Source organism: Streptococcus oralis subsp. dentisani (assembly GCF_002860905.1).
GTDB classification, from domain to species: domain Bacteria; phylum Bacillota; class Bacilli; order Lactobacillales; family Streptococcaceae; genus Streptococcus; species Streptococcus oralis_BA.
Genome location: NZ_PKIG01000004.1, coordinates 37766 through 51581 on the forward strand (window position 1 = coordinate 37766; position 13816 = coordinate 51581).

Sequence of the window (13816 nt, forward strand, 5' to 3'; positions counted from 1 at the left end):
AGTATAGTGAATGGATTCAGAAAAAGACCTTACCAGACGCTTTTGATTCTGGTAAGGCCTTTTCTTTATTCTTTTAAGTGGTAAGAGTAGCTAGCGACAACGACGTCTTGGTGCCAACGGAGGGCGTATTTGAGTTTGAGGCTCATTTGATTGTGTAGGATATTTTGCCAAGGTTTATTAGGGATAAACTGGGGTACCAGGACAGTGACTGTATAGTTCTTTTTCTGGGCATCCTCAGAGATCCGTTTGACATACTTAACAGTAGGGGTGATGATGTCGCGGTAGCTGGTTTTGATATTTTTCAGAGTAATGGTTGGGAAGTAATCGGCAAATTCTTGGAGAATTTCTTGATCTTTTTCTGCTGTTTCCTTAGTAGAAATGTGCATGGCTAAGACTTCATCACCAATACTTTGAGCGTAGTTAATGGCTCCAACACTTACACGGGTGACATTCCCTACTAGGACGAGAACTAGATTTCCATCGTAGGTACGTTTTTCGATGCCTTCATATAGTCGTAGTTGTTGGGCCACTTTTTGGTAATGACTGTGAATCGCCAAGAAGAGTAGGGTGAGTACGAGAATAATCGGGAAGAAAGGCCAGATATCACTGAGACGGAAAAAGAGCAGGATCAACACGATAGCGTAGCAAATGATAGCTCCAAGGATATTGGCAAGGGCAGGTTTTAAGAAATTTGCCCCTTTTTCTTTTTTCCAATGGCGAATCATCCCAGTCTGAGAAAGGGCAAAGGGAACGAAGACCCCGATAGTATAAAGAGGAATCAAGCGTTCGGTGTTGCCATTAAAAATGAGAAGAAGAATCATAGCCCCAAAAGCCAGAGTTAAAATTCCATTGGAGTAGCCTAGCCGGTCTCCTTTTTCCATAAAGAGATGGGGCATGTACTTGTTTTTAGCCATATTGTAAGCCAGCATAGGGAAGGCCGAAAAGCCAGTATTTGCAGCTACGGCCAAAATCAAGGCTGTGGAGAATTGGAAGATATAATAGCCAAGGTGACCTAAGAAGGAATTGCCAAGGATGCCTTGAGCCATCTGTGAAAGAATAGTTTCGCCGTGTTGAGGCATAATCCCCATCCAGTAGTTTAGGAAGGTGATACCAGCAAAAAGGAAACCTAAAATCAGTGACATAATGGTCAAGGTTTGAGCGGCATTCTTTTCTTTTGGAGACTTGAAAAAGGGAACGGCATTTGAAATAGCTTCAACCCCTGTCAGAGAGGCAGAACCACTGGTAAAGGCTCTTAGAATGAGAACGATAGACAGACTCGGTACAGCATGCCCGATAGGAGAAGTTGCCTGATAGCTGAGAGAGCCTGTCATTAGTTGAAAGATTCCATAGAGTAAGAGAAAGACAGTACTGATGATAAAGAGATAGACAGGAATCATCAGTGAACTGGCAGATTCTTTCAACCCCCGTAAATTCAAGAGCATAAGCAAGCAAACTAGAAAAATGGAGATGTGAAGGTTGTAAGGGTGGAGGACAGGGAGGGCTGCTGTGATAGCATCAGCTCCAGATGATACCGATACCGCCACAGTCAGCATGTAGTCAACCAGCAGACTACCTCCAGCGATCAAGCCTAGCTCGGGAGATAGATTTTCTCGAGTTACCATATAGGCCCCTCCTCCTTGAGGATAGGCATGGATGATTTGACGGTAGGAAACGGTCAGGCTGGCCAGAAGTAGGAGGACAAAAAGGCCGATAGGAAGACTCCACCATATAGCAAGAGGAGAGAGACTAGTCAAGACGAGGACTACTTGCTCAGGCCCATAGGCAATGGAAGATAGAGCGTCGCTTGACAACATGGCCAAGGCCTGCATTTTTCCCAGTAGTCCCCCTTCGCCTTCGGTTAAGGACTTGAGAGGACGACCGATAAAGGTCTGTTTTAATTTTGTAAACATGGTATTTTCCTTTTCTGAAAATTTCAATAAGTGCTATTATACTGCTTTGGAAAAATAGCGTCAAGAGACGACGATGGATTTTAGAATATTTTGTACGGATGAGGAGAGAGGGCAGTTTTTTGGTATAATAGAAGATAGAAAACGAGGTTAGAAGAGATGATTTTTGATACACATACACATTTGAATGTAGAAGAATTTGCGGGTCGTGAGGCAGAAGAAATTGCCTTGGCTGCTGAGATGGGTGTGACACAGATGAATATTGTTGGTTTTGATAAGCCGACGATTGAGCGTGCCTTGGAGTTGGTAGATGAGTATGACCAGCTCTATGCGACTATCGGTTGGCATCCGACAGAAGCAGGGACTTACACAGAGGAGATTGAAGCCTACTTGCTTGACAAGCTCAAGCATCCAAAGATAGTTGCCTTGGGTGAGATTGGATTGGACTACCATTGGATGACAGCGCCCAAAGAGGTGCAGGAGCAGGTTTTTCGTCGTCAGATTCAGTTATCTAAGGACTTGGATTTGCCTTTTGTTGTCCACACCCGTGATGCGCTGGAAGATACCTATGAGATTATCAAGAGCGAGGGAGTTGGCCCTCGAGGTGGCATTATGCATTCTTTCTCAGGGTCTCTTGAATGGGCAGAGAAGTTTGTCGAACTTGGCATGACCATTTCCTTCTCAGGAGTGGTGACTTTTAAGAAAGCAACTGACATCCAAGAAGCAGCTAAAGAGTTACCTTTGGACAAGATTTTGGTGGAAACGGATGCGCCTTACTTAGCACCTGTACCCAAGCGTGGTCGCGAAAACAAAACAGCCTATACTCGCTATGTAGTGGACTTTATCGCCGACTTGCGTGGTATGACGACAGAAGAGCTAGCGGTAGCAACGACTGCAAATGCAGAACGAATTTTTGGATTGGACAGCAAGTAATGAAAGAAAAAATTTCTCAAGTCATCGTGGTTGAAGGTCGCGATGATACGGCCAATCTCAAACGCTATTTCGATGTAGAGACCTATGAGACACGAGGTTCTGCCATCAATGATCAGGATATAGAGCGGATTCAACGTCTGCACCAACGTCATGGAGTCATTGTCTTTACAGACCCAGATTTTAATGGGGAGCGGATTCGTCGCATGATTATGACGGCCATCCCAACAGTTCAGCATGCCTTCCTCAAACGAGATGAAGCTGTTCCCAAGTCCAAAACCAAGGGACGTTCTCTGGGAATCGAACATGCCAGCTATGAAGATCTGAAAACGGCTCTAGCTCAGGTGACAGAACAATTTGAACATGAGAGTCAGTTTGACATCAGTCGTAGCGACTTGATTCGCCTTGGTTTTCTAGCAGGGGCAGATAGCCGTAAGCGCAGAGAATATCTAGGAGAGGCTCTTCGAATCGGCTATTCCAACGGCAAGCAACTCCTCAAACGCCTAGAGTTGTTTGGGGTTACCTTGGCAGAAGTGGAAGAAGCTATGAAATCTTATGAGAACAGCTAAGCAGACCCCAAATGTAAGGGGAATGTGTTACAATAGTAGTAACAGATAATAGAAAAGAGAATAGATGAGAATTGCAGATTATAGCGTGACCAAGGCAGTGCTGGAGCGTCACGGTTTTACCTTTAAAAAGTCCTTTGGGCAAAATTTCTTGACGGATACCAATATCCTTCAAAAAATCGTGGATACGGCTGAGATTGATGACCAGGTCAATGTCATCGAAATCGGGCCAGGGATTGGTGCCTTGACGGAGTTTCTGGCTGAGCGTGCGGCTCAGGTCATGGCCTTTGAAATTGACCACCGTTTGGTGCCGATTTTGGCAGACACCTTGCGTGATTTTGATAATGTGACCGTTGTCAACGAGGATATTCTCAAGGTTGACTTGGCGCAGCATATCCAGAATTTTAAAAATCCTGACCTGCCAATCAAGGTAGTGGCTAATTTGCCTTACTACATCACAACGCCTATTCTCATGCACTTGATAGAGAGTGGGATTCCTTTTAGTGAGTTTGTCGTCATGATGCAAAAAGAAGTGGCAGACCGCATCTCCGCTCAACCCAATACCAAGGCTTATGGTAGCTTGTCGATTGCGGTGCAGTACTACATGACTGCCAAGGTTGCCTTCATCGTGCCTCGTACGGTCTTTGTGCCAGCGCCAAATGTGGATTCGGCTATCTTGAAAATGGTGCGTCGTCCAGAGCCAGCTGTAGCAGTAGAAGACGAGAACTTCTTCTTTAAGGTTTCCAAGGCAAGTTTCACTCATCGTCGCAAGACCTTATGGAATAACTTGACAGGTTACTTTGGCAAGACTGAAGAGGTCAAGGACAAGCTGACTAAGGCTTTGGACCAAGCAGGCTTGTCACCAAGTGTGCGTGGGGAAGCTCTCAGCTTGGCAGAGTTTGCCAGCCTAGCAGATGCACTTAAAGGGCAAGGACTCTAAGATGCAGGGACAAATCATTAAAGCCTTGGCTGGGTTCTACTATGTAGAGAGTGATGACCAAGTCTATCAAACACGCGCGCGTGGGAATTTCCGTAAAAAAGGCCATACCCCTTACGTTGGGGATTGGGTAGATTTCTCTGCCGAGGAAAATTCAGAGGGCTATATCCTCAAGATTCATGAACGGAAAAACAGTCTGGTCCGTCCGCCTATTGTCAATATTGACCAAGCCGTTGTCATTATGTCCGTTAAAGAACCTGACTTTAATAGCAACTTGCTGGATCGTTTCTTGGTTCTTTTAGAGCATAAGGTCATTCATCCTATCGTCTATATTTCCAAGATGGACTTACTGGAAGATGGGGGAGAACTGGATTTTTACGAGAAGACTTATCGTGCTATTGGTTACGATTTTGTGACTAGTAAAGAGGAACTCTTACCCTTGTTGACAGCCAAAGTGACAGTCTTTATGGGGCAGACAGGTGTTGGGAAGTCAACCCTACTTAATAAAATTGCACCTGACCTCAATCTAGAGACGGGAGAAATCTCTGATAGTCTAGGCCGTGGTCGCCATACTACTCGAGCTGTTAGTTTTTACAATCTCAATGGTGGCAAAATCGCAGATACACCAGGTTTTTCGTCGCTAGATTATGAAGTATCAAGTGCTGAAGAGCTAAACCAGGCCTTTCCGGAGATTGCTAGTGTCAGTCGCGACTGTAAGTTCCGTACTTGTACGCATACTCATGAACCATCTTGTGCAGTGAAACCAGCAGTAGAAGAGGGCATCATTGCCACCTTCCGTTTTGACAACTACCTGCAATTCCTCAGTGAGATTGAAAATCGCAGAGAAACTTATAAAAAAGTCAGCAAAAAAATTCCAAAATAAGGAGAAACCTATGTCTCAATACAAGATTGCTCCGTCAATTCTGGCAGCAGATTATGCCAACTTTGAACGTGAAATCAAACGTCTAGAAGCAACTGGTGCAGAATATGCCCATATCGATATCATGGATGGTCACTTTGTACCACAAATCAGTTTTGGTGCAGGTGTGGTCGAAGCTCTTCGACCTCATAGCAAGATGGTCTTTGACTGCCACTTGATGGTAGCTAATCCAGAGCATCATTTAGAAGACTTTGCGCGTGCAGGTGCGGATATCATCAGTATCCATGTGGAAGCAACGCCTCATATTCATGGTGCCCTCCAAAAAATTCGTTCACTCGGTGTCAAACCATCAGTTGTCATCAATCCTGGTACGCCTGTTGAAGCCATCAAGCACGTCCTTCATCTAGTTGACCAAGTTTTAGTCATGACAGTTAACCCAGGCTTTGGTGGGCAAGCCTTTTTGCCTGAAACCATGGATAAGGTCCGTGAGTTGGTTGCCCTTCGTGATGAAAAAGGCTTGAACTTTGAAATCGAAGTCGATGGCGGGATCGATGATCAAACCATTGCTCAAGCCAAAGAAGCTGGTGCGACCGTTTTTGTAGCAGGTTCCTATGTCTTTAAGGGAGATGTCAATGAGCGAGTACAAACTCTCAGAAAACAACTGGACTAAGGTTGCCGTTTTTGCTGGTGGAGACCGTGGTCATTATCGGACAGATTTTGATTGCTTTGTCGGTGTGGATCGAGGCTCGCTCTGGGTCTTGGAGGAAAATCTACCTCTTGCTCTAGCAGTCGGAGATTTTGATTCTGTGACGGAAGAAGAGCGACAGGTGATTCAAAAACGTGCCCAGTATTTTGTCCAAGCCCGACCAGAAAAGGATGATACCGATTTGGAATTGGCTCTCTTAACCATCTTTGAACAAAATCCTCAGGCTCAGGTCACTATTTTCGGTGCTTTGGGTGGCCGTATTGACCATATGCTGGCCAATGTTTTTCTGCCTAGCAATCCCAAGTTAGCTCCCTATATGCGTCAGATAGCGATTGAGGATGGGCAAAACTTGATTGCCTATTGTCCAGAAGGGATTAGTCGGCTAGAACCTCGTTCAGACTACGACTATCTTGCCTTTATGCCGGTTCGGGATAGCCAGCTGACCATTCTTGGTGCCAAGTATGAGTTGACAGAGGAAAATTTTTTCTTTAAAAAAGTGTACGCTTCTAACGAATATATAGATAGGGAAGTTTCGGTGACTTGCCCAGATGGCTATGTGGTCGTGCTGCATAGCAAGGACAGGAGGTAGGATGGAAAGTTTACTTGTTCTATTATTGATTGCCAACCTAGCTGGCATTTTTCTGATTTGGCAAAGGCAAGATAAGCAGGAAAAACATCTCAGCAAGAGCTTGGAGGATCAGGCAGATCACTTGTCAGACCAGTTGGATTACCGCTTTGAACAAGCCAGACAAGCCAGCCAGCTAAATCAAAAAGATTTGGAAGTGGCTGTCAGCGACCGTTTGCAAGAAGTACGAATCGAATTGCACCAAGGCCTGACGCAAGTCCGTCAAGAAATGACAGACAATCTCTTGCAAACTAGAGATAAGACCGACCAACGTCTGCAAGCCTTGCAGGAATCCAATGAGCAACGGTTGGAACAAATGCGCCAAACGGTCGAAGAAAAACTAGAAAAGACCTTGCAGACACGCTTGCAAGCTTCCTTTGAGACGGTTTCTAAACAACTAGAGTCTGTCAATCGAGGTTTGGGAGAAATGCAGACAGTTGCCCGTGATGTCGGAGCCCTCAACAAGGTTCTCTCTGGAACCAAGACACGAGGGATTCTGGGAGAATTGCAACTGGGGCAAATCATCGAAGATATTATGACACCTGCCCAGTACGAAAGAGAATACGCAACGGTTGAAAACTCTAGTGAACGAGTGGAGTATGCCATCAAGTTACCTGGACAAGGCGACCAGGAATACGTCTACTTACCGATTGACTCTAAGTTTCCACTGGCAGATTATTACCGCTTAGAAGAAGCATATGAAGCGGGTGACAAGGACGAGATCGAACGCTGTCGTAAGTCGCTCCTAGCCAGTGTCAAACGCTTTGCCAAGGATATCAGGAGCAAGTACATAGCACCGCCTCGGACGACCAATTTTGGAGTTTTGTTTGTTCCGACAGAAGGTCTCTATTCAGAAATCGTCCGCAATCCGGTCTTCTTTGATGATTTGAGACGTGAGGAGCAGATTATTGTCGCAGGTCCAAGTACCCTGTCAGCTCTCCTCAATTCCCTATCAGTTGGTTTCAAAACTCTCAATATTCAAAAGAGTGCAGACCATATCAGTAAGACCCTAGCCAGTGTCAAGACAGAGTTTGGCAAGTTTGGTGGTATTCTGGTTAAGGCACAAAAACACCTCCAACATGCCTCTGGCAATATTGATGAATTATTAAACCGTCGTACCACAGCTATCGAGCGGACGCTCCGTCACATTGAGTTGTCAGAAGGTGAGCCTGCGCTTGATCTACTCCATTTCCAAGAAAATGAGGAAGAATATGAAGATTAGTCACATGAAAAAAGATGAGCTGTTTGAAGGCTTTTACCTAATCAAGTCAGCTGACCTGAGACAAACTCGCGCTGGGAAAAACTACCTAGCTTTTACCTTCCAAGATGATAGTGGCGAGATTGAAGGGAAACTCTGGGATGCCCAACCTCATAACGTTGAGGCCTTTACCGCAGGTAAGGTTGTCCACATGAAAGGACGCCGAGAAGTTTATAACAACACCCCTCAAGTCAATCAAATTACCCTCCGCTTGCCTCAGCCTGGTGAACCCAATGATCCAGCTGATTTCAAGGTCAAGTCGCCAGTTGATGTCAGGGAAATCCGTGACTACATGTCGCAAATGATTTTTAAAATTGAAAATCCTGTTTGGCAACGGATTGTTCGAAAGCTCTACACCAAGTATGATAAGGAATTTTACTCCTATCCAGCTGCCAAGACTAATCACCATGCCTTTGAAACGGGTTTGGCTTATCATACGGCGACCATGGTGCGTTTGGCGGATGCTATTAGCGAAGTCTATCCTCAGCTCAATAAGAGCCTGCTCTATGCAGGGATTATGCTGCATGACTTAGCTAAAGTCATCGAGTTGACGGGACCAGACCAGACCGAATACACAGTTAGAGGCAATCTCCTTGGGCATATCGCTCTGATTGATAGTGAAATTACCAAGACAGTGATGGAACTCGGCATCGATGATACCAAGGAAGAAGTCGTTCTGCTTCGTCACGTAATCCTTAGTCACCATGGCTTACTTGAGTATGGAAGTCCAGTCCGTCCACGCATTATGGAAGCAGAGATTATCCATATGATTGACAATCTGGATGCTAGCATGATGATGATGTCAACAGCTCTTGCTTTGGTAGATAAAGGAGAGATGACCAATAAAATCTTCGCTATGGACAATCGTTCCTTCTATAAACCAGATTTAGATTAACAATTTAAGAAAAATGAGCATTTTTTAGGATAAGAATGTTCGTTTTTTTATGTGAATATGGTATAATAAGTAAAAGACAAAAATGAATACTCTTCGAAAATCTCTTCAAACTAGGGTAGCATCGCCTTGTCGTATGTATATATGTAGTTATATTACAGACCTTGTCAGTTCTATCGACAATCTCAAAACAGTGTTTTGAACCACCAGCGACCAGCTTTCTAGTTTGCTTTTTGATTTTTTGAATAAAAATGGAATAGGAAATAGAAATGAAATTAAGAAGAAGTGATCGGATGGTTGTCATTTCCAACTATTTGATTAATAATCCTTATAAACTAACTAGTCTCAATACTTTTGCTGAAAAGTATGAATCTGCTAAATCATCCATCTCAGAAGATATCGTGATTATCAAACGTGCCTTTGAGGAAATCGAAATTGGTCACATCCAGACTGTAACTGGGGCTGGCGGAGGTGTTATCTTTACACCGTCTATTTCGAGTCAGGATGCTAAGGAAATGGTTGAAGACTTGCGTGCCAAGTTGTCAGAAAGTGACCGTATCTTGCCAGGTGGTTATATCTACCTGTCTGATTTGCTTAGCACACCAGCTATCTTGAAAAATATTGGTCGCATTATTGCCAAGAGCTTTATGGACCAAAAAATTGATGCGGTTATGACAGTAGCGACTAAGGGTGTTCCTCTTGCAAATGCAGTTGCCAATGTACTCAATGTTCCCTTTGTTATTGTGCGCCGTGACCTGAAAATTACAGAAGGTTCAACTGTCAGCGTCAACTATGTATCCGGTTCAAGTGGTGACCGTATTGAGAAAATGTTCCTTTCAAAACGTAGTCTCAAGGCAGGTAGCCGTGTCTTGATTGTGGATGATTTCTTGAAAGGCGGCGGAACTGTCAATGGGATGATCAGTCTCTTGCGTGAGTTTGATTCGGAATTGGCAGGTGTAGCGGTCTTTGCAGACAATGCTCAAGAAGAACGAGAAAAGCAGTTTGACTACAAGTCACTCTTGAAGGTAACCAATATTGATGTCAAGAACCAAGCCATCGATGTTGAGGTTGGCAATATCTTTGACGAAGACAAATAAGAGATAGAACTAAAGGTTGGAACGATTGTCCCAGCCTTTCTTTGCAAATAGAATAGAAGGAAACTTATGAAAACACCATTTATCAATAAAGAAGACTTAGAAAAGATTGTTGACGAGTTCCCAACTCCCTTTCACTTGTATGATGAAAAGGGAATTCGTGAAAAGGCAAGAGCCGTCAACCAAGCATTTTCATGGAACAAGGGCTTTAAGGAATATTTTGCAGTTAAGGCTACTCCAACACCAGCTATTTTGAAAATTCTCCAAGAGGAAGGCTGTGGTGTGGACTGCTCTAGTTATGTGGAGCTTTTGATGAGCCATAAACTGAATTTCCCTGGTTCTGAGATTATGTTCTCTTCAAACAACACGCCAGACATGGAATACGCCTATGCGCGTGAATTGGGTGCGACCATTAACTTGGATGCCTTTGAAGATATTGAACATCTAGAGCGTGCAGCAGGCATTCCAGAAATTATCTCTTGTCGTTACAATCCTGGAGGCGTTTTTGAACTGGGGACAGACATTATGGACAATCCTGGAGAAGCCAAGTTTGGTATGACCAAGGACCAGCTCTTTGAAGCTTTTGCCATCTTGAAGGAAAAAGGAGCCAAGACTTTTGGGATTCACTCCTTCCTAGCGTCCAATACCGTGACCCATCTCTATTATCCAGAGTTGGCGCGTCAGCTTTTTGAATTGGCTGTTGAAATCAAGGAAAAGTTGGGCATTTCGCTAGACTTTATCAATCTTTCCGGCGGTATTGGGGTCAATTATCGTCCAGACCAGGAGCCAAATGATATCGCTTTGATTGGTGAGGGGGTTCGTAAGGTGTATGAAGAGGTCCTTACGCCAGCAGGTCTTGGTCAGGTCAAGATTTTTACCGAATTGGGTCGTTTTATGTTAGCCCCTCACGGTGCTTTGGTTACAAGAGTCACTCATAAGAAGAAAACCTACCGTACCTATCTAGGTGTGGATGCATCAGCAGTCAACCTCATGCGTCCAGCTATGTACGGAGCTTATCATCACATTACTAACGTGACCCATCCAGATGGACCAGCTGAAGTGGTAGATGTGGTTGGGTCACTCTGTGAAAACAATGATAAATTTGCAGTGAATCGCGAACTGCCTCATACAGAAATCGGTGATTTGCTGGTAATTCATGATACAGGTGCTCACGGTTTTTCAATGGGCTACCAGTATAATGCCAAACTTCGTTCTGCGGAAATCCTTTATACCGAAGAAGGTAAAGCCCGTCAAATCCGCCGTGCAGAGCGCCCTGAGGACTACTTTGCAACCTTGTATGGCTTTGATTTTGAAGAATAAAATGATAAGTAATTGAAAATGAAATTGAAAAACAGATTGCTTTCTAAAAAATAGGCAAAAATCTTGTTTTTCCTTCAAGTCGTGATATAATAAAACTATAAAACGTTTTCAAGGAAGGTAACGATATGTCTGAAGAAACAATTGATTATGGACAAGTGACAGGAATGGTGCATTCGACAGAAAGCTTTGGGTCAGTAGATGGGCCTGGTATTCGCTTTATTGTCTTTTTGCAGGGCTGTCACATGCGTTGCCAGTATTGCCATAACCCGGATACTTGGGCTATGGAGTCCAATAAGTCACGTGAACGGACGGTAGATGATGTCTTGACAGAAGCCTTGCGCTACCGCGGTTTCTGGGGAAATAAGGGTGGGATTACAGTCAGTGGAGGAGAAGCCCTCTTGCAGATTGATTTCCTGATTGCCCTCTTCACTAAGGCTAAGGAACAAGGAATCCACTGTACCTTGGACACCTGTGCCCTTCCATTCCGTAATAAACCACGTTACCTTGAGAAGTTTGACAAACTCATGGCTGTCACTGACTTGGTTCTCTTGGATATCAAGGAAATCAACGAAGAACAGCACAAGATTGTTACTAGCCAAACCAATAAAAATATCTTGGCTTGTGCCCAGTATCTATCAGATATTGGAAAACCTGTCTGGATTCGCCACGTGCTAGTTCCAGGATTGACAGACAGAGACGATGACCTGATTGAACTTGGGAAATTCGTCAAGACCCTCAAAAATGTTGATAAGTTTGAAATTCTGCCTTATCACACTATGGGTGAGTTCAAATGGCGTGAATTGGGAATTCCTTATTCACTCGAAGGGGTTAAACCACCAACAGCAGATCGCGTCAAGAACGCTAAAAAACTCATGGATACCGAAAGTTATCAAGACTATATGAAACGTGTACATGGATAAAAAAGAAGCCTGATGGAAACATCGGGCTTTTAAGTTTACACAAATCTAGATAATTAAATGAAACAAAATTTTATACTCTTCGAAAATCTTTTCAAACCACGTCAGCTTTATCTGCAACCTCAAAGCAGTGCTTTGAACAACCTGCGGCTAGCTTCCTAGTTTGCTCTTTGATTTTCATTGAGTATTAAATCTTTTTTACTCTCTAAATTCTGAAAAAAATCCGAAAATGAATGTGTAAGATATAGTTACCTTTAGTAATATTAAATAGAATAGGAGAACATCTATGGAACAAAGTATTACCATTAAAAATTTATGTAAGTCGTATGGGCAAACTCAAATTTTAAAAGATATTTCTTTTGAAGCAAAAGCAGGTAGAGTGACTGCTTTCCTAGGTCCAAATGGAGCTGGAAAAAGTTCAACCTTACGTATTTTATTAGGATTAGACAAAGCAACATCTGGTCTTACTAAAATTGGAGATCAAACTTATAAGGAATTAAAATTTCCTCTAAAAACTGTAGGAGCTTCATTTGACAGTGTAGGTGCTCCTGATGATCGGACTGTTTATCAACATTTGAAAATTGTTGCTGCTAGTAATGGGATATCCAGTCAGCGAATTGAGCAAGTCTTGGATATGGTGGATATTAGTCATAAGAAAAAATCTAAAATTGGGAAATTATCATTAGGAGAAGGACAACGCTTGGGAATTGCAACAGCTCTATTAGGAAATCCTCAATATCTGATATTGGATGAACCGACTAATGGGTTGGATCCAAGAGGAATTCGGTGGTTTAGAGAGTTTATAAAAAAACAAGCTCAAGAAGGGAAAACAGTCTTGCTATCATCTCATATATTATCGGAAGTGGAAGCAGTAACAGATGATGTAGTTATCATAAATAAAGGAAAAGTTCTTATAAAAGGGACTTTACAAGAAGTGATGAAAAATCTTTCTTCACTAGAAGAAGTCTTCTTTAGTTTGACAGAAGGAGGAAAGTGACATGGCACTTATTTACTCTCTTCATTCTGAAATATTGAAATTATTTTATAAGAGAGCTACTCATATTGTACTATTCTTGATACTCGTATTTCAAACATTTTTAGCAAATATTGGTGCTTCTCAAATTGTTTCAGTTGGTATCCATGCTACACCAGAGACAAATCCAGATTTAGCAGAAGCCATACCTCCTATTGAATTTTTAGGTTTTGATGTCACTTTATTTGGTGTTTTTATTATGATTATCCTAGGTTCAATTTATGGAGCCGAGGAGTATAAATGCTCTGCTATTCGTACAAGCCTCCTCTCTATTACAAATCGAAGTACTTTCCTAGTTTCAAAAACATTAGTTTGGCTTGTATTTTCTTTTTTCATTTCCTTTCTGTCAATATTCCTTACGATTAACATGACACATTATGTTTTAGGACAAGATGGCTTATTGCTTTTTTCACTAAATGGAACAGTTTGGTTCTATATATTTTTAGCCAGTATAGCTTGGACTTTGTTGGGACTGCTAGCCTATATTATGGCTTTGACATTTAAAACATCCATTGTTCCTCTATTATTTTTGCTTCCCCAAGTCTACAATTTAGGAACATTCTTAGCAAACTATATATCGGTTGCAAAATTTCTTCCAGTTGCATTGGGGCAAGGATTGATTGCTACATCTCCTCAAATTTTAGAACATAATAGTTTACAAAATATTTTATTTTTACTTTGTTGGAACTTCTCATTCTTGGCTTTAGCAATTTACCGCTTACTCAAGTCAGATATCGGAGGAGGTGAATAA

Annotated in this window: 14 protein-coding genes; 13 read left to right on the top strand and 1 reads right to left on the bottom strand. The window is 42.8% G+C overall.

Features of this window, described 5'->3' with window-relative positions; all coding sequences use genetic code 11:
- Nucleotides 1-65: 65 nt before the first annotated feature.
- Nucleotides 66-1910, bottom strand: a complete 1845-nt coding sequence (locus CYK16_RS06985) for an APC family permease (RefSeq protein WP_101776823.1) — start codon at nt 1908-1910, stop codon at nt 66-68.
- Nucleotides 1911-2066: 156 nt separating this feature from the next.
- Here CYK16_RS06985 and CYK16_RS06990 point away from each other — a divergent pair, with 156 nt between their 5' ends.
- From CYK16_RS06990 to CYK16_RS07060, 13 genes are all read left to right on the top strand, one after another.
- Entirely contained in the window at nt 2067-2840 is a 774-nt protein-coding gene (locus tag CYK16_RS06990) for a TatD family hydrolase (RefSeq protein ID WP_101776824.1), read from the top strand.
- Entirely contained in the window at nt 2840-3406 is a 567-nt protein-coding gene (rnmV, locus tag CYK16_RS06995; RefSeq protein ID WP_101776825.1) for a ribonuclease M5, read from the top strand. Before CYK16_RS06990 ends, rnmV begins: the two co-directional genes overlap by 1 nt.
- Before the next feature lie 64 nt (nt 3407-3470).
- Complete coding sequence (gene rsmA, locus CYK16_RS07000) at nt 3471-4343, top strand: 16S rRNA (adenine(1518)-N(6)/adenine(1519)-N(6))-dimethyltransferase RsmA (protein WP_004255823.1); 873 nt, start codon at nt 3471-3473, stop codon at nt 4341-4343.
- 1 nt (nt 4344) lies between these two features.
- Complete coding sequence (gene rsgA, locus CYK16_RS07005; protein ID WP_101776826.1) at nt 4345-5223, top strand: ribosome small subunit-dependent GTPase A; 879 nt, start codon at nt 4345-4347, stop codon at nt 5221-5223.
- Between the two features lie 10 nt (nt 5224-5233).
- Nucleotides 5234-5890 (top strand): ribulose-phosphate 3-epimerase, encoded by a 657-nt coding sequence (gene rpe / locus CYK16_RS07010; RefSeq protein WP_004255827.1) that lies wholly within the window; start codon nt 5234-5236, stop codon nt 5888-5890.
- Nucleotides 5853-6515 carry a thiamine diphosphokinase gene (locus CYK16_RS07015; RefSeq protein WP_101776827.1) on the top strand — a complete coding sequence of 221 codons (663 nt, stop codon included), beginning with the start codon at nt 5853-5855 and terminating at the stop codon, nt 6513-6515. The genes rpe and CYK16_RS07015 overlap by 38 nt, the downstream gene beginning before the upstream one ends.
- 1 nt (nt 6516) lies before the next feature.
- Complete coding sequence (locus CYK16_RS07020; RefSeq protein WP_180948754.1) at nt 6517-7773, top strand: DNA recombination protein RmuC; 1257 nt, start codon at nt 6517-6519, stop codon at nt 7771-7773.
- The gene (locus CYK16_RS07025) at nt 7763-8704 is read left to right on the top strand and encodes a 3'-5' exoribonuclease YhaM family protein (protein ID WP_078237939.1); all 942 of its coding nucleotides are present in this window, start codon (nt 7763-7765) and stop codon (nt 8702-8704) included. The genes CYK16_RS07020 and CYK16_RS07025 overlap by 11 nt, the downstream gene beginning before the upstream one ends.
- A gap of 266 nt (nt 8705-8970) precedes the next feature.
- Complete coding sequence (purR, locus tag CYK16_RS07035; protein WP_023943469.1) at nt 8971-9798, top strand: pur operon repressor; 828 nt, start codon at nt 8971-8973, stop codon at nt 9796-9798.
- Between the two features lie 66 nt (nt 9799-9864).
- Nucleotides 9865-11115: a diaminopimelate decarboxylase gene (locus tag CYK16_RS07040; protein ID WP_060806078.1), complete on the top strand. Its 1251-nt coding sequence runs from the start codon at nt 9865-9867 to the stop codon at nt 11113-11115.
- 125 nt (nt 11116-11240) lie between these two features.
- Nucleotides 11241-12035: a pyruvate formate-lyase-activating protein gene (gene pflA / locus CYK16_RS07045; protein WP_001288288.1), complete on the top strand. Its 795-nt coding sequence runs from the start codon at nt 11241-11243 to the stop codon at nt 12033-12035.
- Between the two features lie 283 nt (nt 12036-12318).
- Nucleotides 12319-13029, top strand: a complete 711-nt coding sequence (locus CYK16_RS07055; RefSeq protein ID WP_000438101.1) for an ABC transporter ATP-binding protein — start codon at nt 12319-12321, stop codon at nt 13027-13029.
- Nucleotide 13030: 1 nt separating this feature from the next.
- Nucleotides 13031-13816, top strand: coding sequence for an ABC transporter permease (locus CYK16_RS07060; protein WP_060806079.1), 786 nt, complete (start codon nt 13031-13033; stop codon nt 13814-13816).

Coding starts and splice junctions, on each gene's coding strand:
- rnmV (WP_101776825.1), top strand. CDS start 2,840: ATGAAAGAAAAAATTTCTCAAGTCATCGTGGTTGAAGGTCGCGATGAT.
- purR (WP_023943469.1), top strand. CDS start 8,971: ATGAAATTAAGAAGAAGTGATCGGATGGTTGTCATTTCCAACTATTTG.
- CYK16_RS07015 (WP_101776827.1), top strand. CDS start 5,853: ATGAGCGAGTACAAACTCTCAGAAAACAACTGGACTAAGGTTGCCGTT.
- CYK16_RS07020 (WP_180948754.1), top strand. CDS start 6,517: ATGGAAAGTTTACTTGTTCTATTATTGATTGCCAACCTAGCTGGCATT.
- rsgA (WP_101776826.1), top strand. CDS start 4,345: ATGCAGGGACAAATCATTAAAGCCTTGGCTGGGTTCTACTATGTAGAG.
- CYK16_RS07040 (WP_060806078.1), top strand. CDS start 9,865: ATGAAAACACCATTTATCAATAAAGAAGACTTAGAAAAGATTGTTGAC.
- rpe (WP_004255827.1), top strand. CDS start 5,234: ATGTCTCAATACAAGATTGCTCCGTCAATTCTGGCAGCAGATTATGCC.
- CYK16_RS07055 (WP_000438101.1), top strand. CDS start 12,319: ATGGAACAAAGTATTACCATTAAAAATTTATGTAAGTCGTATGGGCAA.
- CYK16_RS06990 (WP_101776824.1), top strand. CDS start 2,067: ATGATTTTTGATACACATACACATTTGAATGTAGAAGAATTTGCGGGT.
- rsmA (WP_004255823.1), top strand. CDS start 3,471: ATGAGAATTGCAGATTATAGCGTGACCAAGGCAGTGCTGGAGCGTCAC.
- CYK16_RS07025 (WP_078237939.1), top strand. CDS start 7,763: ATGAAGATTAGTCACATGAAAAAAGATGAGCTGTTTGAAGGCTTTTAC.
- CYK16_RS06985 (WP_101776823.1), bottom strand. CDS start 1,910: ATGTTTACAAAATTAAAACAGACCTTTATCGGTCGTCCTCTCAAGTCC.
- CYK16_RS07060 (WP_060806079.1), top strand. CDS start 13,031: ATGGCACTTATTTACTCTCTTCATTCTGAAATATTGAAATTATTTTAT.
- pflA (WP_001288288.1), top strand. CDS start 11,241: ATGTCTGAAGAAACAATTGATTATGGACAAGTGACAGGAATGGTGCAT.